The sequence below is a fragment of the Aggregatibacter sp. genome, from assembly GCF_057314075.1.
This window is the reverse complement of the sequence record NZ_DBHLAR010000005.1, coordinates 175,903-200,554: the sequence shown is the minus strand read 5'-3', so window position 1 is coordinate 200,554 and position 24,652 is coordinate 175,903. Positions and strand designations below refer to the sequence as shown.

The 24,652-nt window shown below is 43.0% G+C and carries 27 protein-coding genes; 10 read left to right on the top strand and 17 right to left on the bottom strand.

The annotated features are described in order from the left end of the window. Window positions 1-137 precede the first annotated feature (137 nt). Window positions 138-2,198 carry a methionine--tRNA ligase gene (metG, locus tag ACO5E4_RS04435; protein ID WP_485862202.1) on the top strand — a complete coding sequence of 687 codons (2,061 nt, stop codon included), beginning with the start codon at window positions 138-140 and terminating at the stop codon, window positions 2,196-2,198. Window positions 2,199-2,343: 145 nt separating this feature from the next. Here the strand turns inward: metG and iscX are convergent, their stop codons facing one another. The 11 genes from iscX to trmJ all read right to left on the bottom strand — a co-directional run bounded on the left by iscX (window position 2,344) and on the right by trmJ (window position 9,657). Further along, the gene (iscX, locus tag ACO5E4_RS04430) at window positions 2,344-2,538 is read right to left on the bottom strand and encodes a Fe-S cluster assembly protein IscX (RefSeq protein WP_485862201.1); all 195 of its coding nucleotides are present in this window, start codon (window positions 2,536-2,538) and stop codon (window positions 2,344-2,346) included. After that, on the bottom strand, window positions 2,538-2,879 hold the full coding sequence (gene fdx / locus ACO5E4_RS04425) for an ISC system 2Fe-2S type ferredoxin (RefSeq protein WP_021616856.1): 342 nt from the start codon (window positions 2,877-2,879) through the stop codon (window positions 2,538-2,540). Before fdx ends, iscX begins: the two co-directional genes overlap by 1 nt. Before the next feature lie 10 nt (window positions 2,880-2,889). After that, entirely contained in the window at window positions 2,890-4,749 is a 1,860-nt protein-coding gene (gene hscA, locus ACO5E4_RS04420; RefSeq protein WP_485862200.1) for a Fe-S protein assembly chaperone HscA, read from the bottom strand. A gap of 23 nt (window positions 4,750-4,772) precedes the next feature. After that, the gene (gene hscB, locus ACO5E4_RS04415) at window positions 4,773-5,294 is read right to left on the bottom strand and encodes a Fe-S protein assembly co-chaperone HscB (RefSeq protein WP_314953478.1); all 522 of its coding nucleotides are present in this window, start codon (window positions 5,292-5,294) and stop codon (window positions 4,773-4,775) included. A gap of 11 nt (window positions 5,295-5,305) precedes the next feature. Next, the gene (gene iscA, locus ACO5E4_RS04410; protein ID WP_032997792.1) at window positions 5,306-5,629 is read right to left on the bottom strand and encodes an iron-sulfur cluster assembly protein IscA; all 324 of its coding nucleotides are present in this window, start codon (window positions 5,627-5,629) and stop codon (window positions 5,306-5,308) included. 42 nt (window positions 5,630-5,671) lie between these two features. Beyond that, the gene (locus ACO5E4_RS04405) at window positions 5,672-6,118 is read right to left on the bottom strand and encodes a hypothetical protein (protein WP_485862199.1); all 447 of its coding nucleotides are present in this window, start codon (window positions 6,116-6,118) and stop codon (window positions 5,672-5,674) included. Window positions 6,119-6,131: 13 nt separating this feature from the next. Beyond that, window positions 6,132-6,587, bottom strand: a complete 456-nt coding sequence (locus tag ACO5E4_RS04400; protein ID WP_485862198.1) for a hypothetical protein — start codon at window positions 6,585-6,587, stop codon at window positions 6,132-6,134. A gap of 87 nt (window positions 6,588-6,674) precedes the next feature. Next, window positions 6,675-7,058 carry a Fe-S cluster assembly scaffold IscU gene (gene iscU, locus ACO5E4_RS04395; protein ID WP_021616852.1) on the bottom strand — a complete coding sequence of 128 codons (384 nt, stop codon included), beginning with the start codon at window positions 7,056-7,058 and terminating at the stop codon, window positions 6,675-6,677. A gap of 56 nt (window positions 7,059-7,114) precedes the next feature. Next, window positions 7,115-8,329, bottom strand: coding sequence for an IscS subfamily cysteine desulfurase (locus ACO5E4_RS04390; protein WP_454900737.1), 1,215 nt, complete (start codon window positions 8,327-8,329; stop codon window positions 7,115-7,117). A 37-nt stretch (window positions 8,330-8,366) separates the two neighbouring features. Further along, window positions 8,367-8,849 (bottom strand): Fe-S cluster assembly transcriptional regulator IscR, encoded by a 483-nt coding sequence (iscR, locus tag ACO5E4_RS04385; RefSeq protein WP_314953367.1) that lies wholly within the window; start codon window positions 8,847-8,849, stop codon window positions 8,367-8,369. 82 nt (window positions 8,850-8,931) lie between these two features. Then, complete coding sequence (gene trmJ, locus ACO5E4_RS04380; RefSeq protein ID WP_485862256.1) at window positions 8,932-9,657, bottom strand: tRNA (cytosine(32)/uridine(32)-2'-O)-methyltransferase TrmJ; 726 nt, start codon at window positions 9,655-9,657, stop codon at window positions 8,932-8,934. Between the two features lie 153 nt (window positions 9,658-9,810). Between trmJ and suhB the strand changes: the two genes are divergently transcribed. After that, a complete protein-coding gene (suhB, locus tag ACO5E4_RS04375) occupies window positions 9,811-10,611 on the top strand; it encodes an inositol-1-monophosphatase (protein WP_485862197.1) in 801 nt (266 codons plus the stop codon). A 107-nt stretch (window positions 10,612-10,718) separates the two neighbouring features. On the opposite strand, the gene yedE is transcribed toward suhB, so the two are convergent. The 5 genes from yedE to putP form a co-directional block, all read right to left on the bottom strand. Further along, window positions 10,719-11,780 carry a YedE family putative selenium transporter gene (gene yedE, locus ACO5E4_RS04370; RefSeq protein WP_485862196.1) on the bottom strand — a complete coding sequence of 354 codons (1,062 nt, stop codon included), beginning with the start codon at window positions 11,778-11,780 and terminating at the stop codon, window positions 10,719-10,721. Window positions 11,781-11,959: 179 nt separating this feature from the next. Further along, a complete protein-coding gene (locus ACO5E4_RS04365) occupies window positions 11,960-12,631 on the bottom strand; it encodes a DUF484 domain-containing protein (protein WP_485862195.1) in 672 nt (223 codons plus the stop codon). A 65-nt stretch (window positions 12,632-12,696) separates the two neighbouring features. Beyond that, window positions 12,697-13,995 carry an adenylosuccinate synthase gene (gene purA, locus ACO5E4_RS04360; protein ID WP_485862194.1) on the bottom strand — a complete coding sequence of 433 codons (1,299 nt, stop codon included), beginning with the start codon at window positions 13,993-13,995 and terminating at the stop codon, window positions 12,697-12,699. An 86-nt stretch (window positions 13,996-14,081) separates the two neighbouring features. Further along, window positions 14,082-15,047, bottom strand: coding sequence for a tRNA 5-methoxyuridine(34)/uridine 5-oxyacetic acid(34) synthase CmoB (gene cmoB / locus ACO5E4_RS04355; protein ID WP_485862193.1), 966 nt, complete (start codon window positions 15,045-15,047; stop codon window positions 14,082-14,084). Window positions 15,048-15,070: 23 nt separating this feature from the next. After that, window positions 15,071-16,591, bottom strand: a complete 1,521-nt coding sequence (putP, locus tag ACO5E4_RS04350) for a sodium/proline symporter PutP (protein WP_485862192.1) — start codon at window positions 16,589-16,591, stop codon at window positions 15,071-15,073. Between the two features lie 137 nt (window positions 16,592-16,728). Between putP and rng the strand changes: the two genes are divergently transcribed. The 5 genes from rng (at window position 16,729) to ACO5E4_RS04325 (ending at window position 21,522) form a co-directional block, all read left to right on the top strand. Then, window positions 16,729-18,204 carry a ribonuclease G gene (gene rng / locus ACO5E4_RS04345; RefSeq protein ID WP_485862191.1) on the top strand — a complete coding sequence of 492 codons (1,476 nt, stop codon included), beginning with the start codon at window positions 16,729-16,731 and terminating at the stop codon, window positions 18,202-18,204. Window positions 18,205-18,386: 182 nt separating this feature from the next. Next, complete coding sequence (locus ACO5E4_RS04340; RefSeq protein WP_485862190.1) at window positions 18,387-19,340, top strand: helix-turn-helix transcriptional regulator; 954 nt, start codon at window positions 18,387-18,389, stop codon at window positions 19,338-19,340. Between the two features lie 160 nt (window positions 19,341-19,500). Beyond that, the gene (locus ACO5E4_RS04335) at window positions 19,501-20,211 is read left to right on the top strand and encodes an SIR2 family NAD-dependent protein deacylase (RefSeq protein ID WP_454906116.1); all 711 of its coding nucleotides are present in this window, start codon (window positions 19,501-19,503) and stop codon (window positions 20,209-20,211) included. Window positions 20,212-20,297: 86 nt separating this feature from the next. Beyond that, a complete protein-coding gene (locus tag ACO5E4_RS04330) occupies window positions 20,298-20,795 on the top strand; it encodes an opioid growth factor receptor-related protein (protein WP_485862189.1) in 498 nt (165 codons plus the stop codon). 10 nt (window positions 20,796-20,805) lie between these two features. Beyond that, window positions 20,806-21,522 (top strand): hypothetical protein, encoded by a 717-nt coding sequence (locus tag ACO5E4_RS04325; RefSeq protein WP_485862255.1) that lies wholly within the window; start codon window positions 20,806-20,808, stop codon window positions 21,520-21,522. A 57-nt stretch (window positions 21,523-21,579) separates the two neighbouring features. Here ACO5E4_RS04325 and ACO5E4_RS04320 read toward each other — a convergent pair whose 3' ends face one another. Next, window positions 21,580-22,575, bottom strand: a complete 996-nt coding sequence (locus tag ACO5E4_RS04320) for a virulence RhuM family protein/type II toxin-antitoxin system death-on-curing family toxin (protein WP_485862188.1) — start codon at window positions 22,573-22,575, stop codon at window positions 21,580-21,582. Window positions 22,576-22,807: 232 nt separating this feature from the next. On the opposite strand from ACO5E4_RS04320, the gene ACO5E4_RS04315 reads away from it, so the two are divergent. Genes ACO5E4_RS04315 through ACO5E4_RS04305 form a run of 3 tightly spaced genes read left to right on the top strand, consistent with a single transcriptional unit; the run spans window position 22,808 to window position 24,613 of the window. Next, window positions 22,808-23,008 carry a DNA translocase FtsK gene (locus tag ACO5E4_RS04315; RefSeq protein WP_485862254.1) on the top strand — a complete coding sequence of 67 codons (201 nt, stop codon included), beginning with the start codon at window positions 22,808-22,810 and terminating at the stop codon, window positions 23,006-23,008. Further along, complete coding sequence (locus ACO5E4_RS04310; protein ID WP_485862187.1) at window positions 23,005-23,838, top strand: SIR2 family NAD-dependent protein deacylase; 834 nt, start codon at window positions 23,005-23,007, stop codon at window positions 23,836-23,838. Before ACO5E4_RS04315 ends, ACO5E4_RS04310 begins: the two co-directional genes overlap by 4 nt. Window positions 23,839-23,848: 10 nt before the next feature. Beyond that, window positions 23,849-24,613 (top strand): PP2C family protein-serine/threonine phosphatase, encoded by a 765-nt coding sequence (locus ACO5E4_RS04305; protein ID WP_485862186.1) that lies wholly within the window; start codon window positions 23,849-23,851, stop codon window positions 24,611-24,613. Window positions 24,614-24,652 lie beyond the last annotated feature (39 nt).

Here is a 24,652-nt window from a genome sequence, read left to right as displayed (position 1 = left end):
GCTATTTAATCATGAGCGCCTTTATCTGTTAAGTTAAAAATGTCTAAATCATGATTAAACTAGAAAAAATACCCTCAATAAGGTAACATAAACGCCAATTTTTTTCTGTATTTTTAAGGATTCTGAAGGTCAATATTATGTCGAATTCCAAGCGTAAAATTTTAGTCACTTGTGCCTTACCTTATGCAAATGGTCCTATTCATTTAGGTCATATGTTGGAACATATTCAGGCGGACATTTGGGTGCGTTTTCAACGGATGCGTGGCAATGAAATTTATTTTGTATGCGCCGATGACGCACACGGTACGCCGATCATGTTAAAAGCCGACCAAATGGGCATTACGCCGGAACAACTTATTGACGATGTACGCCACAAACATATGGCGGATTTTGCCGGTTTTAATATCAGTTTTGATAACTATCATTCCACCCATAGCGAAGAAAATCGTGAATTATCAGAAGCCATTTACAACAAACTAAAAGCCAATGGTTTTATTAAAAGCCGCACGATTTCCCAACTCTATGATCCGGAAAAAGGGATGTTCTTGCCTGATCGTTTTGTGAAAGGCACCTGCCCGAAATGTAAATCGCCGGATCAATATGGCGACAACTGCGAAGTGTGCGCGGCAACTTACAGCCCGACAGAACTCATCAATCCACGCTCCGTGGTATCCGGTGCGACGCCGGTCATGAAAGATTCCGAGCACTTCTTCTTTGATTTGCCAAGTTTTGAGGCCATGTTGAAAAACTGGTTAGGTTCCGGATCTTTGCAGTCGGAAGTGGTGAATAAAATGCAGGAATGGTTTGAAGCAGGTCTTCAACAATGGGATATTTCCCGCGACGCGCCATATTTTGGTTTCCAAATTCCGAATGCAGAAGGCAAATATTTCTATGTTTGGCTAGATGCGCCTATCGGTTACATGGCATCTTTCAAAAATCTGTGTAAACGTGAGAGCCACATTGATTTCGACAGTTTCTGGCGCAAAGACAGCAATGCCGAGCTTTATCACTTTATCGGCAAAGACATCATGTATTTCCACAGCCTGTTCTGGCCTGCCATGTTAGAGGGTGCCGGTTTCCGTAAACCGAGCAATATTTTTGTGCACGGCTATGTGACGGTGAACGGCGAGAAAATGTCAAAATCCCGCGGTACATTCATTCAAGCTGCGACCTATTTGAAACACTTGGATCCGGAATGCTTGCGTTATTACTACGCGGCGAAATTAAGTAACCGCATTGATGATTTGGATTTGAACTTAGAAGATTTCGTTCAGCGTGTGAATACGGATTTGGTGAATAAATTAGTGAATTTGGCTTCCCGTAACGCCGGTTTTATCCAAAAACGTTTTGATGGCAAGTTAGCGGCAACATTAGATGATCAGGCTTTATTTGATGAATTTATTGCGCAATCTGAGCAAATCGCCACGTATTACGAAAATCGCGAATTTGGCAAAGCCATTCGTGAAATCATGGCATTAACCGATAAAGCCAACAAATATATCGACGATAAAGCCCCTTGGGTAATTGCGAAAGAAGAGGGCAAAGACGCGGAGTTGCAAGCGGTATGTTCCATGGGGATTCAATTATTCCGTGTGCTTATGGGCTATTTGAAACCGGTGTTGCCGAAACTGGCGGAACGTGCAGAAGCCTTCTTGCAGGCGGAGTTAACCTGGGCAAATTTAGCGCAACCATTGTTAAATCATCAAATAGCACCATTTAAAGCCTTGTTCTCCCGTTTAGAGGGTAAGCAAATTGAAGCGATGATTGAGGCATCTAAAGCGGAAAACGCACAAGCGAACGCTACGCCTGTCGCGAAAAGTGCGGTTCAAAATGCCAATGAATCTGCAGGAGCTATCGAGCCAATTGCAGAGATCATCACGATTGATGATTTTGCGAAGCTTGATATGCGTGTGGCGAAAGTGTTGAAATGCGAAGCCGTGCCGGAATCCAATAAATTATTGCGCTTTGAACTAGATTTGGGCGATCACAAACGCCAAGTTTTCTCCGGTATCAAGGCGGCTTACGATAAGCCGGAAGAGCTGGAAGGACGCTTTGTGATTATGGTGGCAAACCTTGCACCACGCAAAATGAAATTTGGTGTGTCCGAAGGCATGATTTTAAGTGCGGGCACCGGCGGTGCCGATTTATTCCTGTTGTCTGCTGATGCCGGCGTGAAAGCGGGAATGCAGGTGAAGTAAGCATCATTCCACATTGTAGGGACAGACTTTATGTCTATCCGACAATCTGATGATACGAATAGGACAGGCATAAAGCCTGTCCCCTACGGTTAAAGTTTGGGTTAAAGTTTGCGATGAAAGTGCGGTTGTTTTTCTGAGAGAATTTCTACTCGTACTCTTCCAACCATTTCAGCAAAATCGCTTCTAAAATTGTTTCGTTTGATTTTTGCGGATCATCGTCAAAACCGTCTAGCTCACAAATCCAGCGGTGCAAATCGGTAAAACGCACGGTTTTCGGATCAAGATCCGGATGGTTGTCATACAAGGCTTCGGCAATGCATTGGGCGTCCGTCCATTTCATTAGTGCGCCGCCTCATTTGCGTGGTTAATATTGTATTTCGGGATTTCGACGACTAAGTCTTCATCACCAATAATACATTGGCAAGACAGTCGGCTATCCATTTCTAAGCCCCAGGCTTTATCTAACATATCTTCTTCTTGATCGCTTGGTTCATTTAAAGAATCGCCGCCTTCACGCACTACCACATGGCATGTGGTGCAAGCGCAAGAGCCATCGCAAGCGTGGTGAATTTCTACGCCGGCATTGTGGGCCACTTCAAGCAAATTGTCGCCGGCTGCCGCATCAACTACCATGCCTTCCGGGCAAAATTCTTCATTGGGCAAAAAAATCACTTTTGGCATTTTAACATCCTTACTTTCCTACAATATCATCAACGGAGTGGCCTGCTAACGCGGTGCGAATGGATTTATCCATACGACGGGCAGCAAATTCCTGCGTTGCTAAATCCAGCGCTTTGATGCCTTGTTTGATGGCAAGGGAATCATCCTGCTGTTTTAATTGTTCCAACGAAATAATCGCATTTTTGACCGCACTTAATTCGTCGTCATCTAATAAATCATAATCCTGCGCCAGAGCAGAGCGCACACTTTCCAGTACACGTTCCGCCTCTACGCGTTGTTCTGCCAATAAACGCGCTTGAATATCCTCTTTGGCATTTTCCATGGAGGCTTTCAGCATGTTGGCAATTTCATCATCCGTTAAACCGTAAGACGGCTTCACCTGAATTGAGGAGTGCACGCCGGTGGTTTTTTCCATGGCGGTGACGCTGAGTAACCCGTCGGCATCTACTTGGTAGGTGACGCGAATATGTGCAGCACCCGCCGCCATCGGTGGAATGCCGCGCAGCGTGAAGCGGGCGAGAGAGCGGCAATCGTTAACCAGTTCCCGTTCGCCTTGTACGATATGCACCGACATTGCGGTTTGTCCGTCTTTGAAGGTGGTGAATTCTTGCGCACGTGCGACAGGAATGGTGGTGTTGCGCGGAATGATTTTTTCCACTAAACCGCCCATGGTTTCGATGCCAAGGGAAAGCGGAATAACGTCCAATAACAATAGCTCGGAATCCGGTTTGTTGCCGGCGAGAATATCGGCTTGAATCGCCGCGCCAAGGGCGACCACTTTATCAGGATCGATAGAGGTCAGTGGTTGTTTTTGGAAAAATTCACCTACTTGTTCGCGCACATAAGGCACTCGGGTAGATCCACCCACCATCACCACTTCACGCACATCTTCCGCTTCTACGCCGGCATCTTTTAAAGCGCGGCGACAAGCAAGTAAAGAACGTTTAACCAACGGTTGAATCAGTTCGTTAAATTGTTCTCGGGTGATACAGCCAAGCCAGTTACCGTAATGAATTTGAACTTCCATTGAATTTGAAAGTTCTTGTTTGAGGCGATTGGCTAATTCGATCAGTTCACGATATTGGCTGTCATTTTCCGGTTTTACTGAAGATTGTTCGATAATCCAATCGGCTAAGACCAAATCAAAATCATCACCACCTAGCGCCGTGTCGCCACCGGTCGCCAACACTTCAAATACGCCACGGGAGAGGCGCAAAATGGAAATGTCAAAAGTGCCACCGCCTAAATCATACACGGCAATCACGCCTTCTTGTTCGCTATCCAAGCCGTATGCAATGGCGGCCGCTGTCGGTTCATTTAATAAACGGAGAACATTAAGGCCTGCTAATTTTGCGGCGTCTTTGGTGCTTTGGCGTTGTGCATCATCAAAATAGGCAGGTACGGTGATCACTGCACCGACAAGGTTTCCGCCTAAGCGTTGCTCACCAAGCGCGGTCAATTTTTTCAGGATTTCTGCGGAAATTTCAATCGGACTACGTACACCTTGGGGTGTTGTTAACAAAGGCAAACCGTTTTCACTGGCGACAAATTGATAAGGCAGATTCGGATAACGTTGTTGAATATCCGCAAGACTGCGACCGATTAAGCGTTTGACGGAAATCACCGTGTTTTGCGGATCTTGCGTGGCAAGTTCAGCCGCTTCATAGCCGACAATCACGTTGTCATCTTTGCCAAAATGCACAACAGAGGGCAATAACGGACGATTTTGTTCGTCCAATAAAACATCACTGTGGCCGTTGCGTACGGTGGCAATCAGGGAGTTTGTGGTGCCGAGATCGATGCCCACGGCAAGTTTTTGTTGATGGGGTGCGGCACTTTGTCCCGGCTCTGCAATTTGAAGTAACGACATGTTGTTTCTCGATATGCTTTACATTAAAAATCTAAAAGAGTCTCTTCAACTCGCTCAATTTCTGTTTGAAGTTTTTTGATAAAACGTAATTTGTCTGTGATTGCCCGTGCGATGTTCCATTGTTGCGCATCAAGTGCGGTGGATAATTCACTTAAAATGGCATGACGGATTTGGTTAATTTCTTGGGTAAATGCGGTTAATTCATCCGTGTCTTGACGGTTTTCGATATTTTCTAAGGTTTCACGCCATTCCATTTGCTGCATCAGAAAATCAATGTCGTTATTGCTTTTTTCTTCCGGATTTTCTGTTTCGCCGGTATTTATCGCAATAATGCTGTCAGCACGCGTAATCGGATCTTTTAGAATGCGCAACGCATCATTAATTTCCGCTGATTTTTGCATGGCAAGACGTTGTTCTTGCGCAGAGGCTGCAGAAAAATTATCCGGATGAAGGGACTTCTGCAGGGCTAAATAACGTTCATTTAATAACGCGCTGTCCACTTGAAAAGCAACGGGTAAATCAAATAAAGCAAAGGGATTGTTCATCATCGTCTCAATTACACGTTAAAACTTTCACCACAACCGCATTCGTCTTTGACATTCGGATTGGTGAATTTGAACCCTTCGTTTAAGCCTTCTTTGGCAAAATCCAGCTGGGTGCCGTCTAAATAAACTAGACTTTTGGTGTCCACGATGACTTTCACGCCGTATTGTTCAAACACGTGATCGTCTGCATTTAACGCGTCCACAAATTCAAGCATATAAGACAATCCGGAACAGCCGGAGGTTTTAATGCCCAAACGAAGCCCGATCCCTTTCCCACGTTTTGCTAAAAATGTTCTCACGCGATCTGCCGCGCTTTCGGTTAATGTGACTGACATAATCATTCCTCTGATTTTTGCTAAATAAACGTACAGTCGTTTTTACTGATCAAATACCTTAAACCCTACAAGACCAACGATAAAAGATAAATAAGTCAATAATACACTGCAAATCGCCGCACGAAGCCAAGATTTTTGCATAAATTGCGGCTTAAAGAGCGCCGGAAAAATAGACACGAAACCGGCGGCAAGACTCCATATAAGATAAATTACCCACATCGCCGCCCCGCCTTTAGGATCGCCGCTGGTGATTGATAAATAAGCGAAAAGCGCAAACAGCGAAGTAATTGCCAACGCCGAACCGGTGACTGCTGCTGCGCGTACCCGCGTATAGAAAATCGTCGCGGCAAACAAACAGCCCCAATAATAAGCTAAATTTAACAGGGTCAATTCGTCAAAAAACGTCGGTGTAATATAGGCGGTATATATCACCGGCACCAAAACACCGACGAGTATTGCCGCGATAGCCAATTTCTTTTCTGTGGTCATGTGTTTCCTCGGCTTAAAGTGTGGTTAATTTTAGAATTAATATCGCCAACACAACACTTAAATAAGTATATCCTGCGGACGAAATTAACGCGCTTAACCAAGAGCGGGTAAATAATTTTGGCTTTTTTCGCGCCGGGTAGAGGGAGAGCAATCCCGCAAACACACTCCACGCGAAATAAAGCGTCCAAAATATCGTATCGCTTTTCGGATCGCCGCTCATGCCTAAATCGACCAACAGAAAAAGGCTCATGGTTGCCAACTGGGCGCCGATAAACGCGGCGGGGCGAAGGCGGCTATAAAGCACGGTCGGCAGAAACAGGGTGATCCAATAAAAAAGTGTGCCGCCGCTAATGAAATCGGCTTTGCCGAACGTGTATCTGAGATATGAACCGTAAAAATGTTCATAAGCTAGCGGAAATAAGATGCCGATACACAACACGGCAAGGGCAATTTTCTTTTCAGTCGTCATTTTTACGTTGTTATAAAGTACAAAGTGCGGTGACTTTTTTACCCGTTTTTAAAAACGCGCCAAAAAACGACCGCACTTTTTTGCCGATTAAGACCCTTTTTTCGCTTTGTAGTCGGCGATGGCGGCTTTGATGGCATCTTCTGCCAAAATAGAGCAGTGTACTTTCACTGGCGGTAATTCGAGTTCTTCAGCAATTTGGCTGTTTTTGATCGCGCCTGCTTCTTCTAAGGATTTACCTTTCACCCATTCGGTGATTAACGAGCTGGAGGCAATGGCGGAGCCGCAGCCGTAGGTTTTGAATTTGGCGTCTTCAATGATGCCTTCGTCATTTACACGAATTTGTAATTGCATTACGTCACCGCATGCCGGTGCGCCGACCATGCCGGTACCGACGGCGCTGTCTTTTTTGTCCATAGAACCCACGTTACGTGGATTTTCATAATGATCGATCACTTTTTCGCTATATGCCATTTTTTGTTCCTTCCTAAAATATTGTTTTTATTGGGCGGTTTGCTCCGCCCGTCAAATTAGTGGGCTGACCACTCAATGGTGTTTAAGTCGATGCCTTCTTTGAACATGTCCCAAAGCGGAGATAATGCGCGTAATTTTTCCACCGCACCTTTCATTAAGCTGATGGTGTAGTCGATTTCTTCTTCGGTGGTGAAGCGACCTAAGGTGAAACGAATCGAGCTGTGCGCTAATTCATCATTGCGGCCTAACGCACGTAACACATAAGACGGTTCAAGGCTCGCAGACGTACAAGCGGATCCTGAGGATACCGCAATGTCGCGTAATGCCATCATTAAAGACTCACCTTCTACATAATTGAAACTGATGTTGAGGTTGTTGGCGACACGGTGTTCCATGGAGCCGTTAACGTAGGTTTCTTCGATATCTTTTAAACCGTTGTATAAACGATCGCGAAGGGCTTTAATGCGTGGAATTTCTGTTGCCATTTCTTCTTTTGCGATGCGATAAGCTTCACCCATCCCAACAATTTGATGAACAGGCAATGTCCCGGAACGCATACCGCGCTCATGACCGCCACCGTGAATGATGGCTTCTAAGCGGATACGTGGTTTACGGCGAACATATAACGCACCGATCCCTTTTGGTCCGTATAATTTGTGGCTGGACATCGACATTAAATCCACCGGTAATTCGGCAAGGTTGATCTCCACTTTGCCTACACTTTGGGTGGCGTCCACATGGAAAATGGTTTTATTCGCACGACATAATTCGCCGATAGCTTGAATATCCTGAATCACGCCGATTTCGTTATTCACGTGCATGATAGACACCAAAATAGTGTCCGGACGCAATGCCGCTTTAAATTTTTCTAAATCGATTAAGCCATCGGATTCCGGTTCTAAATAGGTGACTTCAAAGCCTTCACGTTCTAATTGGCGGCAAGTGTCCAATACCGCTTTGTGCTCGGTTTTGCAAGTGATAATGTGCTTGCCTTTGGTTTGATAAAAATGCGCCGCACCTTTGATCGCCAAGTTGTCTGATTCTGTTGCACCGGAAGTGAACACAATTTCACGGGAATCCGCACCAATGAGGTCGGCAATTTGATTACGTGCAATATCAACGGCTTCTTCTGCTTGCCAGCCGAATTTATGGGAACGCGATGCCGGGTTGCCGAAAACACCGTCAATGGTTAAATATTCCATCATTTTTTTTGCAACGCGTTCGTCCACCGGACAAGTCGCTGCATAATCCAAATAAATAGGTAATTTCATTATTCACTCCTAAATAATTTTATTTTAAACCGCACTTCTAGCTATGTTGTGGGGCATTTGTAATCACGAGTAGATTTTCAAAATCCTCGTGTTTATGATGACGAACATTTTGTTTCTCTTTATGTTGAGAAACCAATTCCGCCAAAGTAATTTCATTGAGGAAATCGGCAATGCGTTGGCTAAGTTTGTCCCATAATTTGTGTGTAAGACATTCGCTTCCATTTTGGCAATTACCTTTTCCCAAACATTTTGTCGTATCAATATTCTCATTAACAGCAGCAATGATCATACCGATAGAAATATTTTCCGGTGTGTGACCTAATTTATAGCCACCGCCCGGACCACGTACGCTTTTAACTAAATTATTGCGGCGCAGTTTTGCAAACAGTTGTTCTAAATAAGAAAGGGAAATGTGTTGTCGCTCGGAAATATCGGACAAACTTACGGGACCATTATCGGCATGAATAGCAATATCTAAGATTGCGGTGACTGCATAACGACCTTTCGAGGTTAATTTCATCTTTTATGTTCCTAAATGAAAAAATAACAAATTAAACGAAGAAATCTTACATTGTTGACTCTTACAGTCAACTATTATTCTTTTACGATTTAAGTTTTTTTTCAACCGCACTTAACATGCCGAGTAAAATGTGAAGTTCTGTTTTTTCGATTTCTGCACGACCATATAAGCGTCGGAGTTTTTGCATGACACCTTGATTTTGAATAAAGCCAAGGGATTGATAAAGCTGCTTGGTACGCGTAAAAAAATAATCCAATTCTTGCATTTTGGGATACACATCAGGCTGCGTTTGTTTCATTTTCTGATTTTCTTCGCGCTGTGTTGCCAAGTAAGCCATGCGGATTTCGTAAGTGATTAATTGTACCGCCATGGCTAAATTTAACGAGGCATAATCCGGATTCGCAGGAATCGTCACATGATAGTGGCATTTGAGCAATTCTTCATTAGTTAACCCCACACGCTCACGCCCAAAGACAATCGCGACTTTTCCTCTTATTGCATGATGAATGGCTTTTTCGCCACATTCGCGCGGCTCAATCAGCGAGTTTTGCAAATGACGTAATCTTGCGCTGGTACCAATTACTAAAGAGCAATCGGCAACCGCTTCGGAAAAGGTGTTGACTATAACCGCACTTTTCACCACATCTTCCGCACCGGCAGCAAGGGCAATCGCTTGATCATCTACGCCTTGTTTTGGTGCCACTAACACTAAATCAGTTAATCCCATTGTTTTCATTGCTCGTGCCGTGGAACCGATGTTGCCACTGTGCGAGGTTTCAATTAAAACAATTCGAATATTTTCCAACATGATCATTTTTATCTTATTCAATAGCGGGGCGTATTCTACCATAAATACCCCTTGTTTTTAGTCAACAATTCTAAAAATTTTTCTGATAGCTATTTTCTTTTAAATCTCTTATAATCGCGCACCTAAATTGTTCTTTAAAATCCGGTGGAATTTATGAATCCTATGTTAAATATCGCGATTCGTGCAGCACGAAAAGCAGGCAATATTATTGCAAAAAACTACGAACGTCGTGACGACATCGTCACTATGGAAAAAAGCAAAAATGACTATGTAACCAACGTAGATAAAGCGTCAGAAGAAGCGATTATCGAAGTCATTAAAAAATCTTACCCTGACCACACGATCATCACCGAAGAAAGCGGTGCATTAGAAGGCAGTGATAACGATGTTCAATGGGTGATTGATCCACTGGATGGCACCACAAACTTTGTGAAAGGTTTGCCTCATTTCTCCGTTTCTATTGCTATTCGTGTTAAAGGCCGCACCGAAGTGGGCGTGGTTTATGATCCTATCCGTAACGAATTATTTACTGCTGTACGTGGCGAAGGCGCAAAATTAAATGAAATGCGTTTACGTGTTGAAAACAAACGCGATTTATCCGGCGCAGTACTTGCTACCGGTTTCCCATTCAAACAACCGAAATACATGCCAATGCAATTCAATATGATGCAAAGCTTGATTGAAGAGGCGGCTGATTTCCGTCGCACCGGTTCTGCTGCGTTGGATCTTTGCTATGTGGCATCCGGTCGTTTAGACGGGTATTTTGAATACGGCATCAAAGCTTGGGATGTGGCGGCAGGCGATTTAATCGTGCGTGAAGCCGGCGGTATTGTGACTGATTATCATGCCGGTCATGGTTATTTAAAAGCCGGTCATATTGTTGCCGCCGCACCGCGCGTGCTGAAAGATATGTTGAATAAAATTCAGCCTTGCTTAGCCGAAGATTTAAAATAAGACGAAAATCGACCGCACTTTTGCATTGTGTTTCAAATGTTGTCGAACTTCAGAAACAGAAAACGCCCGTTTATTGACGGGCGTTTTTTATTGAATCAAATAACGCATTAAGCTTTTAATTTATTGGTAATGCCGATGTAAACGCAGGCTACAAAGCCAAACACTAAAACATGCGGCGTATAAGCGGTAACACCGGTAGGTGAAGCTGCTAAACCGAAGTTATGTGCCGCAGCCGCACCTAATAGCATACCTAATATAAATAATGCGGCGTCATTGTTTCCTTCCCCGACATTCACCAATTGTTTACCCGGGCAACCGCCGCCGAGGGAGAAACACAATCCGCATAACGCCATGGCAAAGAAGTTCCAAATGTATTGGTTATGTGCGATAGGTTGTTGTTCAAACCCCACATGGAATTGTCCGAGCAAGCTGTTAGTGATTGCAGCGAAGACAACCAGGGCGATGACTCCATTTAATAGCTGTGTATCGCGGAATAATACGAAATTACGGAATGCGCCAATCGTACAGAAGCGGGATTTTTGCATTAATACACCAAGCAATGCACCGCCGGCAAGGGACATCCAAACGGCAGGGTGTTGTGCGCCCGGGCCTTTCTCGGAGAAGTAAATCGCCAGATTTTCGCCAAATTTAAATTGAGTTAAAAGCAAGATGAGCAGTGCTAAGGTAAATAGCACACCAATGAGCCCTGACGATTTGCTTTGTTCACTTGATTTTCCTAAGGAAAAACCGCGATTCGCAAAGAAAATGCCGCCCAATATGCCGGCGAATAATCCAACGATTCCTGCAATGGCAGTGAGATCGCCACCGCCTAGACGCAAATAGGCACGCCACGGACAGCCTAAGAAAATGAGCGCACCGATCATGGCAAAGAACCCAAGGATGATACGAGCCAACGGTGCGGAGCCGCCACGAGGTCGGAATTCCTTAGAGAAATAGGCACTGGCAAGCGCACCTAAAACTAAGCCGATAAGTTCGGGACGAATATATTGTAGAGGAGCAGCGCGATGGAGCCCTAATGCACCGGCGGTATCGCGTAAGAAACACGCCGCACAGAAACCCATATTGCCGGGATTGCCATTGTAGGTTAGAAGTGGAGCAACGATACCAAGTGCAGCACCTGCAACCACAGGCCAAGTTAAAATTTTCATAATGAGACCTTTGTGATATCTGAAGTTAAATTGAATTGTGTGTTTTTAATGATTAAAAACACACTCATTGTAGAAAAGTCGCCAATATAAATAAACCGACTTTTTATCAGATCGTGAGCCGGATCAAGAATTTGCAAAAACAAGGCGAAAGTGCACCGCACTTTCTAGTCTAAATGGATTCACAGCCAACGTGTTAAATGCAATTCCACAATATCTACGATGTGTTTTAAGAAGGTAGTATCTTGTCCGTTATGGAAACGGGCAGTGTCTCTCGAGGTGAATAATAAAAGTGCGGTGGGTTTGTGGCTTGTTTTTGTGCCAAGCAGACAAATTGCCACGGAGCCAATGGGAAATTCCTCCGGCAGAAACATCAGGTGTTTTTCTTTGTTGCTTAAATCACCCAAGTAAAACTGGCGCAAGCCGAGACGTTCCAAGCGAATCAGTTCAAACGCCTTGCGATCAATCCAATATTGTTCGGGAATGGTTTCATTTTTTTGCCACGCATCTCGAAAAAGCAATATTTTTGCACCGTCCAGTTCATAGGATTGCGCCCACTGTTTCAGTTTTTCTTCACCCTGTTGGAAATCTTTCGCTTGAAACAATTTCTTTTGTAAGGGTATAAGCGCATAGAAAATATCTGCCTCTTGATAGGTAAGCTGATGAAATTTTTCTAATAACGCCGTAAGGGTTTTGATTTGTTGGCGTTGCTGTTCTAGCTGTGCTTCTACTAAAGATAGCGTGCCTTTTTGTGGGTGAACCACAGACAGTTTGGCAAGCAAATCGGGGTGGGTAGTGAAAAAATCGGGGTGTTCGGTTAGGTATTCGACGACGTTTTTTTCCTGCTCATTCATAAAAACTCTCCAAAAAAGAACCGCACTTTGATACTTCAAAAGTGCGGTCGTTTTTCTATGCGTTTTTACGCAGCAAACGGATCTTGTAAAATCATTGTTTGTACGCGATCCGGCCCAGTAGAAAGGATGGCAATCGGTACGCCGGTAACTTCTTCGATACGTTTGATGTAATTACGGCAAGTTTGCGGTAATTGATTCACATCAGTGACACCAAAGGTATTTTCTTTCCAACCCGGCATGGTTTCATAAATCGGCTCAACCCCTTCCCAGTCTTTCGCGGCAAGTGGTGCGTATTCTACAATGTCGCCGTTTGGCATTTTGTACCCCACGCAGATTTTCACTTCATCGAAACCGTCTAACACGTCTAATTTCGTCATGCAGAAACCGGAAATGGAGTTCAATTGAATCGCGCGACGAATGGCGACCGCGTCAAACCAACCGCAACGACGTGGACGACCGGTAACCGCGCCGAATTCGTTCCCTTTACGGGCAATTTCTGCACCGACTTCATCGAATAATTCCGTGGTGAACGGGCCACCACCCACGCGGGTGCAATAGGCTTTGATGATTCCCAACACATAATCTAAATTGCGCGGGCCGAAACCGGAACCGGTAGCAACGCCGCCGGCAGTGGTATTGGAGCTGGTCACATACGGATAGGTACCGTGGTCGATGTCCAACATGGTGCCTTGTGCGCCTTCAAATAAAATGTTGTTGCCGTTTTTGCGCGCGGTATCTAAAATGGTGGTGATGTCGGCGACCATGCCGGTGATAATATCGGCAACAGCGAACACGTCATCTAAGGTTTTTTGATAGTCAACCGGCTCAACTTTGTAGTAGTTCACCAATTGGAAGTTGTAGTAATCAAGAATATTTTTGAGTTTTTCAGCAAAGGCTTCGCGATTAAATAAATCGCCTACACGTAAACCGCGACGCGCGACTTTGTCTTCATAAGCCGGGCCGATACCACGACCGGTGGTACCGATAGCTTTTTTACCGAGCGCCGCTTCACGGGCATGGTCCATCGCAACGTGGTAAGGCAGAATTAATGGGCAAGCTTCGGAGATTAATAAACGGTCACGTACGTTCACGCCACGGCTTTCTAATTCTCCCATTTCTTGCATGAGGGCAGACGGGGAAAGTACAACGCCATTACCGATTAAACAGGTGACGTTATCGCGCAGGATGCCTGATGGAATTAAACGTAAAACGGTTTTTTCACCGTTGATGATTAAGGTGTGACCGGCATTATGACCGCCTTGATAACGAACCACATATTTGACGCGGTCGGTGAGCAAATCAACGATTTTTCCTTTTCCTTCATCGCCCCATTGCGCGCCGAGAACAACAACACTTTTACCCATAATTTTCCGCCTTTTTTAAGCTAGTTTATAAAAATCAACGGTTGCTTACTTTACTATTTTCAACGTTGAATCTCAATGTTATTCCTTTATTTATTCGCTAAAATGACCGCTCTTTTCGGGGCAGGATAGCCTTCGATGGTTTTGCTATGATCATTTGGATCGAGAAAATCAATTAAGGATTCATTTTCTAACCAATCGGTTTTGCGCTGTTCCTCTAATGAGGTGACGGCGACATCTACGCAACGCACATTTTTAAAGCCGCTTTTTTGCAGCCAATGAATCAATGCGGCAACGGACGGAATGAAATACACGTTTTTCATTTTGGCGTAACGATCCATTGGAACTAATACGGTATTTTCATCGCCGTCCACCACTAAGGTTTCGAGCACTAATTCACCACCGTTTACCAATTGGGCACGAAGTTGGGAAAGGTGATCCAACGGTGATTTGCGGTGATATAACACTCCCATCGAAAACACCGTGTCAAACGCCGCGAGCGGTTGCATTTGCTCAATGCCGAGCGGAATCAAATTGGCACGGCGATCGTCATTTAAGAGTTTGCGAACCGCTTCAAATTGACATAAGAACAATTCCGTCGGGTCGATGCCCACCACCATTTTTGCTCCTTCGCCCACCATGCGCCACATATGATAGCCACTGCCGCAACCCACATCTAAAATTGTGCGATCTTGCAACGCTGCTAAATGTGGTAGCACGCGATCCCATTTGAAATCGGAGCGCCATTCGCAATCCACATGAATACCAAGCAAATGATAAGGCCCTTTGCGCCATGGCATGAGTTGTTTTAAATGGTGAATAATGCGCTGGCGTTCACCATCGGAAAGCGCCGAATCACACTCAGATTTGACCGCACTTTTTAGATCAATACGGGAAGCCGGCAAGTGCGGTAGAAATTCCACGACTTTTGCCCATTTGGCATATTCCCCGTGGGTTTGCTGTTGCCATTGTTTCATTTGTAATGGCAAGGTTTCCAACCAAGGGGAAAGAGGGGTCGTGGCAATTTGTTGATAAAAAGGGCGAAAATCGATCATATCGTTATCTCGGTTAATCAAGGTTACAGCGCATCATGATACGCTTTTTGGGCTTTTTCAAAGGTGTCGGTAATGGCTTCGTCGGGTTTCGCAGACAAGAGCGACACAATAATAATGGCGATGGCGGCGAATACAAAGCCCGGAATCATTTCATAGACTTGCGCCCATTCACTTTCTTGCGGTAAACACGCTTTCCAAGCAAATACCGTGATGGCACCGGTGAGCATGCCTGCCATGGCGCCGGAGGACGTCATGCGTTTCCAAAATAAGGAAAGTAAAACCACCGGACCAAAAGCGCTACCGAAGCCTGCCCAAGCAAATTCCACGAGTTTCAACACCTTACTGTTTTGATCTTGAGCAATCCAAATGGCAACGGCGGCAATCACCAATACCATGGCGCGACCTAACCAAACCAATTCTTTTTCTGAGGCGTTCGGGCGGATAAAGCCTTTGTAAAAGTCTTCCGTAATGGCACTGGAAGAAATTAATAGCTGGCAACTTAAGGTACTCATCACCGCAGCAAGAATCGCGGAAAGCAAAATACCGGCAATCCATGGATTAAATAATAGTCGGGATAATTCAATAAAAACTTGCTCAGGTTCATGGTTTACCAAGGCAGCAGAAGCGGTGTTTGCATTTGCATAGAAATACGCCATGCCAAAGAAACCGATGGCAATAGCCCCGGCTAAGCAGAGGATCATCCATGTCATGCTGATTTTGCGGGCTTTATTGAGGGAACGCACGGAATCTGCCGCCATGAAACGAGCGAGAATATGCGGTTGTCCGAAATAACCTAAGCCCCACGCCGCAAGGCTTAACAAGCCCATCATGGTGGTGCCGCGGAATAAGTCGGCAAATTCTTTTTGTGCGCTTATTTCCGCTTGTTGTACGATATTTTGCAAGTCGTCAACACCACCGATAGAGATCACCACAAAGACAGGGGTGAGCAATAAGGCGAAAATCATCAGTGTGGCTTGAATGGTATCTGTCCAACTCACCGCAAGGAAACCGCCGATAAAGGTGTAGGCGATGGTAGCGAGTGCGCCGTACCAAAGTGCGGTGGAATAATCGATTGAAAAGAGGTTTTGGAATAATTTCGCACCGGCAACCACGCCCGAAGCGCAATAAATGGTGAAAAACACCAAAATAATGGAGGCAGATACGATTTTTAAGGCGTTGTGGCTTGTGCCAAAACGATGATGAAAATATTCAGGCAGGGTTAACGCATTATTATTAAATTCTGTGTAAACCCGTAAACGCCCGGCAACGAAGAGCCAGTTTAAATACGCTCCTAAGGTTAAGCCAATGGCAATCCAGCCCTCGACCAAACCGGATAAATACACGGCACCCGGCAAGCCCATTAACAACCAACCGGACATATCCGAAGCACCGGCAGACATTGCCGTGACGAAGCTGCCTAAGCGGCGGCCACCCAAAATGTAGTCAGATAAATCTTTGGTGTAATAATAGGCGGCAACCCCAATGCTAATCATGCCGAAAATATAAATAGTAAATGTAACAATTGTTGGATCTAAACCAAACATCCTATTAACCCTAAAAATAGTTCTTATATTCAAAAAAAGGGGAGCATTTTACCTGATTTGCCCCTGTTATTCTATTTCCCTTTTCGTTAGACTAATTGGCAAAATCAATGACAACGACATTTTGGATAAGATATTTTATGGATTCTGTTGAATTATTGGTCAATGTGACACCAAATGAAACGCGCATTGCCTTAGTGGAAACCGGTTTGCTCAAAGAAGTGCATATTGAACGCCAAGGCAAACGCGGTATTGTCGGAAATATTTATAAAGGCCGCGTCACCCGTGTATTACCGGGGATGCAATCGGCATTTGTGGACATCGGGCTGGAAAAAGCCGCCTTCTTACACGCGTCAGATATTGTATCGCACACCGAATGTGTGGAAGAAAGTGAACAAAAGCAATTTGTGGTGAAAGACATTGCCCAACTGGTACATGAAGGGCAGGATATTGTGGTGCAAGTGGTAAAAGATCCGCTTGGCACGAAAGGTGCGCGACTCACCACCGATATTACCTTGCCTTCCCGTTATTTAGTATTCATGCCGGAAAACAGTCATGTGGGCGTGTCACAACGCATTGAAAGCGAGGAAGAACGTAATCGATTGAAAGAACTCACCTTGCCTTTATGTGATGAATTGGGCGGTTTTATTATCCGTACTGCGGCCGAAGGGGCGACTGAACTGGATTTACAACAAGATGCCGATTTCTTAAAACGCTTGTGGCGAAAAGTGCTGGAGCGCCGTGCGAAATACACAACCCGCTCCATGCTTTACGGCGAATTGGCGCTGACCCAGCGCATTTTGCGCGATTTTATCGGTGGCAAGTTGGATCGAATTCACATTGACTCCCGACTTTGTTTCAATGAAGTGAAACAATTCACCGAAGAATTCATCCCAAACCTCACCGACAAACTGATTTTATACACGGGAAATCAACCGCTCTTTGATGTGTACAGTGTGGAAAAGGGGATCCATCACGCTTTAGATAGACGAGTGAATCTCAAATCCGGTGGTTATTTGATCATTGAGCAAACAGAAGCCATGACCACGATCGACATCAATACCGGTGCATTCGTGGGGCATCGTAATTTGGAAGAAACCATTTTCAACACCAATATTGAAGCCACCAAAACCATCGCGCAACAACTTCAACTGCGCAATCTCGGCGGCATCATCATTATTGATTTCATTGATATGCAAAGTGAAGAACACCGTAATCGCGTGTTGGAATCCTTGCAAGATGCCTTATCGCGTGATCCGGTGAAAACCAATGTGAATGGCTTTACGCAACTAGGTTTGGTGGAAATGACCCGTAAACGTACGCGGGAAAGTTTGGAGCATATTCTTTGTTGCGAATGCCCGGCTTGTCAAGGTCGTGGGCGAGTAAAAACTGTCGAAACCGTATGCTACGAAATCATGCGCGAAATTATTCGTGTACACCATTTATTTGCCAGCGAACAATTTGTGGTTTATGCCTCCCACGCGGTTGCAGACTACTTAATTAAAGAAGAATCCCATGGCTTACTGGCAGAATTGGAAGTCTTTATCGGAAAACAAGTTCAAATAAAAACTGAACCGTTTTACAATCAAGAGCAGTTTGATGTGGTGGTGATGTAAAAAGTGCGGTGGGAAAACAATCTATTTTTTGAACGTTTTAGCTTTTGCGTCATCGAATGTTGTTTTTTCCTTCACTACAATAACTGTCCTGAGCAACGTATCGTTGTATTGGGATAACGCAATTTAATTCTTATCCCCGACAATATGTTGGGGATTTTTACATAACAACGCTGAGAAATAATATGGCAAAAGAATCCAATGCATTGCAGTTTCAATTAGAAATTTTACGTTTAATTCCAAAACGCAGTTACATCAGTAGTCATGAAATTCAACAAAAGTTGGAGGACATGGGATTTTCTCGTGATATTCGTAGCATTCAACGTCAATTAAAAAGCCTGTCAGAACAGTTTGATATTGAATGTAATACCCTCAGCAAGCCTTACAGTTATCGCTGGAAAGAAAATGCTAAAGGGCTCGATTTGCCGATTTTAAATGAGCAACAATCCTTGGTGTTAATGCTAGCGAAGCAATATTTGAAAGGCATTTTGCCTGCAAATATTCTGAATTCCATGGAATCCTTTTTTAAGCAAGCCGAATATAACTTGGTCTATGATGCCAATAAAAAATCCGGTTCCGAATGGCTGAACAAAGTAGCGATTGCGCCAACCAGCCAACCGTTATTGCCGGCTAAAATTGAGCCCGACATTTTTGCTCAAATTAGCACCGCACTTTATCAAAATCGATTTTTACAGGTGAATTACCGAAGTATTCACGGCAAAGAGCACAAAGCACAAGTTAAGCCACTTGCTTTGGTGCAACAAGGCCCGAGTAGTTATTTAGTCGCGCAATATGAACATGGCGATATTTTGCATCTTGCTTTGCATCGTTTGCTTGAGGTTACTGTGAGTACCATGCAATTTGAGCGCCCAAATTTTAATTTGAAAGCGTATGTTGAAAGCCAAAAGTTCGGTTTTAGTTATGGCAGAAAAATTCACTTAACGTTCAGAGTGGATAAAGCGATTGGGGGATTTTTGACAGAAACGCCTTTATCGTTTGATCAAAATGTAAAAGATTGCGGTAGTGAATACGAAATTTCCGCTACGGTCATTGAGAGTGAAATGTTGAACTGGTGGATTGCGCATTTTGGCGAAAATTATCAAGAAATTGAGCGTATATATCTCGAGGACATTTCCTAACGACACACATTGTCGCTTTATGTTTTATGATGAAGCCATCAACAGAGAGGACATTAAGATGAATCCTTATCAATCCCCTGATCAAGCAGGAATATTTTTGGCATGATGGGAAGAGATAGAGCGATTGATGAGATTCTAAAAATGAGAGGGGAGAAAAAACATGACAGTGAAAAATAAACCAATTTGTGTCGTATTAACCGGTGCTGGGATTAGTGCCGAAAGTGGCATTCCTACCTTCAGAGCGGAAGACGGTTTGTGGGCAGGGCATAAAGTCGAAGAAGTTTGTACACCGGAAGCCTTACAAAAGAACCGTGCGAAAGTGCTCGATTTCTATAATCAACGCCGTAAAAATGCCGCCGCAGCTAAGCCAAACGCTGCGCATCTTGCCTTAGTTGAATTAGAAAAAGCCTATGATGTGAGAATTATCACGCAAAATGTGGATGATTTACATGAGCGAGCAGGAAGCTCAAATGTGTTGCATTTACACGGCGAATTAAATAAAGCGCGCAGTAGCGTTGATGAAAGTTATATCGTGGATTGTTTTGGCGATCAGAAATTAGACGATAAAGATCCAAATGGTCATCCAATGCGACCATATATTGTTTTTTTCGGTGAAATGGTGCCGATGCTAGAACGAGCCATTGAGATTGTAGAACAAGCGGATGTGGTATTAGTGATTGGTACTTCTTTGCAAGTGTATCCGGCGAATGGCTTGGTCAATGAAGCCCCACGCAATACGCCGATTTACTTAATCGATCCGAATCCCAATACAGGCTTTGTGCGCAAGCAAGTGATTGCAATAAAAGAAAAAGCGGGGGCAGGCGTGCCGAAAGTAGTGGCAGAGTTATTGGAGAACGTGAAAAACACATAGAAAAACGACCGCACTTTTCATGTAAATATCGAGTTTAGTATCGCTATGTTGCATGGTTTTGCGGTTGATAAATTAATGAGAAATATATGCACCCAGTAATCGAATTTTATTTAGAACAAAGAAAAAGCCAACATAATTTATCTTTGCAAGATATGTGGTCAATGCCAAAAAAAATGATTGGTGATGCTTATTTTTATATTCCTTGGATTTTACCCGTAACAGAGAGTTCAAAATGGAATCGTTCCGTACCAGTTTTTAAGGAAGAAGATCGCGCTTTTTTTATTGGAGATGAAGCAATTCAAAATAAATATTTACATTCTATTGATTTTATTCTGGATTACTTCTGTTTATATCGTGAAGATAATCAAGTATTCCCAAGACCTGAATTAACTGAACGTAAAGTTTGGCTACGCAATATTGGGCATGAAAGTAAGAAGATTTCTCGTATTATTCGTAGTTTAAATTATTGTGGTCATCCTGAGTTGGCTAAAAGTTTACAACAACTGGCGATAAAATTAGGTCAAGAAAAAGGCGTAATTCAAGAAGAAACAATGGAAATTTGGATAAATCTACTTAAACAATAAGGACAAAATGATGGTAACAGAAGATTTTAAAAAAGTGGCAGTATCCTTCGCTGGAGGAGATGGCGGAAATCCTAACTCAGATGTTTGGTTTTGTGGGTTAGAATGGGGAATTGGCGATGAAAGCTCTTCGGATGATTTTTATGAGAAGTTTAGTTTAAGCCCTAAATTAATACCGCACTCTTGGTTAGAAGATGATTTTGATGGTAGTTGGACTGCTCAATATAATAGAAAAATATGTTGGTTTTTGTGGTACTACTACAATTTAGAGTGGAAAAATGGAGAAAGTGCGGAGCATTTTGTTAAAACCTATAATGTGCTTTACCCACAAGGTATTGGTTTTAAATTAAATATGCTACCAATCAATTTTAAAAATAGATCATCGATTAAGTGGAATGAACAATTCATTAAGCTGACTGGATTTGAAACTTTTGATGAATATAGAAATTGGTGTGTTGAAAATCGAGGAGCTTTTTACCGTCAACTTATAGATGAATGTAATCCTAAAGTGATTATTTGCACGGGAGTGACAGAAAAAGATAACTTCTTTAAGTTTTTCACTGGAGAAGCCGTATACGAAGCTAAAGAGTTAGAAGAATTTAATATATTCTATCGTAAGTATAAGAATACGTTAATTTGTGTTTGTCCATTTTTTGGTGGCGCGAGTGGTATCAATTCTTATGACAAAATGGAAACATTAGTTGCTTCGGTAAAAGAATTATGTAAATAACGTTTTTACCAAGTGTAACGTTGGTAGGTAAATAGCGACTTCGGTCGCTATTTATCGTTATTCCCCTTGCTTAAGCATATGCATAATAAGCCTAATGAGCGTTTCTTTTTGTTTCGGATCAGATTCGGCAACTAATAACGTGAGTGCAGCAAGCCCGGTATCATTGATAACCGGATGGCCATTATGATCAAATAAACGCCCATTTCGATGTAAGAAATCCACAAATAAAAACGCTCCGCTACGTTTATTACCGTCTGAAAAAGGATGGTTTTTGACGACGAAATATAGTAAATGTGCGGCTTTTGCTTCAATGCTTGGGTAGGCAGGTTCACCAAACACACTTTGATCTAAATTGCCTAAAATAGCAGATAAGCCATCATCTCGTTCACGTCCAAACAGATCACTTGCTTCGCCTTTTGCCATAAGCTGTGCTTTTAACTCGGCCAATGCAGAGCAGGCTTCGGAATACGTGGGCAACATCCCGCCTTGCTGGGTTTTTGGTTCGGCAAGTAAACCTTCATCATATTGTTGTAGCCATAAAAACGTATGCGTATAACGGCTGACAATATCCACTAATCCACGACCGCTTTCTAGTGTTAATGCTGAGGAATTTGCCGTTTTTTGAATAAGTGTAAGCGCTTGTTCCAGTTCATGTGTATTTTGTTTTAAACGCTGTTGGTTAATGGTATAGCCTTGAGTAAGGTACTCTTTTAAACGAGCGGTTGCCCAAATTCTAAATTTAGTCCCTAAAATAGAATTGACTCTATAACCCACAGATATAATCACATCAAGATTATAGTATTCGATTATTCGATTAATCTGTCTTTTGCCTTCAATTTGAACAGTTGCATTTTTTGCAACAGTTGATTTTCTATCTAACTCTCCATCACTATAAATATTTCGTAAGTGGCGTGAAATAACAGATTTATCACGCCCAAATAAATCAGACATCTGTTGTAAACTAAGCCAAACCGTATCCTTTTCAAATCTGACTTCCACTTGTGTCGTGCCATCTTGCGCTTGGTAAATTTCAATCGGGTTTTGGTTATTCATATTCTTCCTTTAAATAATAAAACATATGTATATATAAACAGGTAAAGAAATGTATTGCAATACTGTATAACCTTAATTTTCAAAGAATCTTCTCAAAAGAATTACGCGTTAAATTTCCTAGCGACACAAATTGTCGCTTCCTTCCATATAATTTTTTCCATAAAAGAGAGATTGTTTTACTTTTTACAAGACTCTTGAGTTCTTTCTATATAAACAACACTGGAGAAAAATGATGCCAATGAAAGTTACTTTTAATCGAGATCCGCTTTTTGAAGAGGTAAAAAAATATGTGCAACAACAAAAAATTGCGTCTTGTTCTATGATTCAACGGCAATTTAGGTTGGGTTTTAATCGAGCGGGGCAAATTTTAGAGCAATTAGAAGAAGCCGGTGTTATTTCAACAATGAAAAATGGGCAGAGAAAAGTACTATGAAAAATGATTTGAACTATGCCGTGGAGCTTATCCGCAAAGCAGATGGCATTTTGATTACTGCCGGTGCGGGTATGAGTGTGGATTCAGGTTTACCGGATTTTAGAAGTAGTGGAGGATTTTGGAATGCTTATCCGGCATTTCGTGAACATAACTTGAATTTTCAGGATATTGCGACACCGATGTCCTTTGAAACGCATACGGAGCTGATCTATTGGTTTTACGGACACCGTCTAGTGCAATATCGTAACACTACGCCACATGAAGGTTACCAAATTTTAAAACGCTGGGCGGCGGAAAAACCGCACGGTTATTTTGTGTTTACCAGTAACGTAGATGGTCATTTTCAAAAAGCTGGGTTTGAAGAAAAACGGGTTTATGAAGTGCATGGCACGCTAGAACGTATGCAATGTGTTCATGATTGCCATCATCAAAGCTGGACGGCGAAGGATTTTCAACCGGAAGTGGATAATGCTAACTTGCGCTTAACGAGCCCTTATCCACGCTGTCCTTTTTGTGGTGGTTTAGCGAGACAAAATGTCTTAATGTTTGACGACTGGTTTTACAATAGCAATTATCAAGATTTGAAACGAACCTCCTTAGAACAATGGATTAAAGGCGTGCCGAATTTAGTGGTGATTGAACTTGGTGCAGGCAAAGCGATTCCAACGGTTCGATATTTTTCCGAACGTACGGCAAAAGCCAAGAAAGCCGGTTTTATTCGCATTAATCCGCAAGACGGTGGTGTATCAAAACATCATTTTTTAGGGTTGGATATGACCGCACTTGAGGCCTTAAAAGCAATCGATGTTTTATTGAATCAATCAACATAAGGAAACCAATATGCAAAATGTCTGCCAAATCACCTTTTGTCAGCAAATTGGAAAAAATAAAAAGCATAATCAAGATGCGTTATTTAATGGTGAAACGGTTTTTCAGTTTAAATTAAAAACAGCAGAAAAACGCGTTGAAAATCGACCGCACTTTATTATTGGCATTGCCGATGGTATTTCCAATAGCAATCACGCGGAAAAAGCCAGTAAGTGTGTCATGTCGGCGTTGCAAAAGATTCAGACATTAAGTCGAAACACCATTCCTTATTTGCAAGATAAATTATCGGAACAGTTGGCAGACACCTATTTTGGTTCGGCAACCACATTCGTCGCCGCGGAAATTGATCAACTCAATCAAAAAGCCAAAATTCTCAGTGTGGGCGACAGCAGAGCTTATCTTATTGATGAATCAGGAAAATGGCGACAAATTACAAAAGATCATTCTATTTTGTCCGAATTGTTAGAACTATCTCCTCACCAAAAAGAAGAGGATTTCGCCACAATTTATGGAGGTGTTTCTTCTTGTTTAGTCGCGGATTATTCTGAATTTCAAGATAAAATCTTTTATCAGGAAATTGACATTAAACAGGGTGAAAGCCTATTACTTTGTTCTGACGGCTTGACCGACGGACTTTCAGATGAAATGCGCGAAAAAATTTGGCTGAAATATGCCGATGATAAAGATCGCCTCACGGTTTGCCGCAAGATGATTGAGAAGCAATCGTTTTCGGATGATTTGTCAGTTATACTATGTCGCCTTTGGGGGAATTTCTAAAGGCAGAGACTGAAGTGTTTTTTTATTTTTGGATTTTAT

Excerpts from the sequence above, each read along its gene's own strand:
- metG (WP_485862202.1), top strand. The coding sequence starts at position 138 with ATGTCGAATTCCAAGCGTAAAATTTTAGTCACTTGTGCCTTACCTTAT.
- iscX (WP_485862201.1), bottom strand. The coding sequence starts at position 2,538 with ATGAAATGGACGGACGCCCAATGCATTGCCGAAGCCTTGTATGACAAC.
- fdx (WP_021616856.1), bottom strand. The coding sequence starts at position 2,879 with ATGCCAAAAGTGATTTTTTTGCCCAATGAAGAATTTTGCCCGGAAGGC.
- hscA (WP_485862200.1), bottom strand. The coding sequence starts at position 4,749 with ATGTCGTTACTTCAAATTGCAGAGCCGGGACAAAGTGCCGCACCCCAT.
- hscB (WP_314953478.1), bottom strand. The coding sequence starts at position 5,294 with ATGAACAATCCCTTTGCTTTATTTGATTTACCCGTTGCTTTTCAAGTG.
- iscA (WP_032997792.1), bottom strand. The coding sequence starts at position 5,629 with ATGTCAGTCACATTAACCGAAAGCGCGGCAGATCGCGTGAGAACATTT.
- ACO5E4_RS04405 (WP_485862199.1), bottom strand. The coding sequence starts at position 6,118 with ATGACCACAGAAAAGAAATTGGCTATCGCGGCAATACTCGTCGGTGTT.
- ACO5E4_RS04400 (WP_485862198.1), bottom strand. The coding sequence starts at position 6,587 with ATGACGACTGAAAAGAAAATTGCCCTTGCCGTGTTGTGTATCGGCATC.
- iscU (WP_021616852.1), bottom strand. The coding sequence starts at position 7,058 with ATGGCATATAGCGAAAAAGTGATCGATCATTATGAAAATCCACGTAAC.
- ACO5E4_RS04390 (WP_454900737.1), bottom strand. The coding sequence starts at position 8,329 with ATGAAATTACCTATTTATTTGGATTATGCAGCGACTTGTCCGGTGGAC.
- iscR (WP_314953367.1), bottom strand. The coding sequence starts at position 8,849 with ATGAAATTAACCTCGAAAGGTCGTTATGCAGTCACCGCAATCTTAGAT.
- trmJ (WP_485862256.1), bottom strand. The coding sequence starts at position 9,657 with ATGTTGGAAAATATTCGAATTGTTTTAATTGAAACCTCGCACAGTGGC.
- suhB (WP_485862197.1), top strand. The coding sequence starts at position 9,811 with ATGAATCCTATGTTAAATATCGCGATTCGTGCAGCACGAAAAGCAGGC.
- yedE (WP_485862196.1), bottom strand. The coding sequence starts at position 11,780 with ATGAAAATTTTAACTTGGCCTGTGGTTGCAGGTGCTGCACTTGGTATC.
- ACO5E4_RS04365 (WP_485862195.1), bottom strand. The coding sequence starts at position 12,631 with ATGAATGAGCAGGAAAAAAACGTCGTCGAATACCTAACCGAACACCCC.
- purA (WP_485862194.1), bottom strand. The coding sequence starts at position 13,995 with ATGGGTAAAAGTGTTGTTGTTCTCGGCGCGCAATGGGGCGATGAAGGA.
- cmoB (WP_485862193.1), bottom strand. The coding sequence starts at position 15,047 with ATGATCGATTTTCGCCCTTTTTATCAACAAATTGCCACGACCCCTCTT.
- putP (WP_485862192.1), bottom strand. The coding sequence starts at position 16,591 with ATGTTTGGTTTAGATCCAACAATTGTTACATTTACTATTTATATTTTC.
- rng (WP_485862191.1), top strand. The coding sequence starts at position 16,729 with ATGGATTCTGTTGAATTATTGGTCAATGTGACACCAAATGAAACGCGC.
- ACO5E4_RS04340 (WP_485862190.1), top strand. The coding sequence starts at position 18,387 with ATGGCAAAAGAATCCAATGCATTGCAGTTTCAATTAGAAATTTTACGT.
- ACO5E4_RS04335 (WP_454906116.1), top strand. The coding sequence starts at position 19,501 with ATGACAGTGAAAAATAAACCAATTTGTGTCGTATTAACCGGTGCTGGG.
- ACO5E4_RS04330 (WP_485862189.1), top strand. The coding sequence starts at position 20,298 with ATGCACCCAGTAATCGAATTTTATTTAGAACAAAGAAAAAGCCAACAT.
- ACO5E4_RS04325 (WP_485862255.1), top strand. The coding sequence starts at position 20,806 with ATGGTAACAGAAGATTTTAAAAAAGTGGCAGTATCCTTCGCTGGAGGA.
- ACO5E4_RS04320 (WP_485862188.1), bottom strand. The coding sequence starts at position 22,575 with ATGAATAACCAAAACCCGATTGAAATTTACCAAGCGCAAGATGGCACG.
- ACO5E4_RS04315 (WP_485862254.1), top strand. The coding sequence starts at position 22,808 with ATGCCAATGAAAGTTACTTTTAATCGAGATCCGCTTTTTGAAGAGGTA.
- ACO5E4_RS04310 (WP_485862187.1), top strand. The coding sequence starts at position 23,005 with ATGAAAAATGATTTGAACTATGCCGTGGAGCTTATCCGCAAAGCAGAT.
- ACO5E4_RS04305 (WP_485862186.1), top strand. The coding sequence starts at position 23,849 with ATGCAAAATGTCTGCCAAATCACCTTTTGTCAGCAAATTGGAAAAAAT.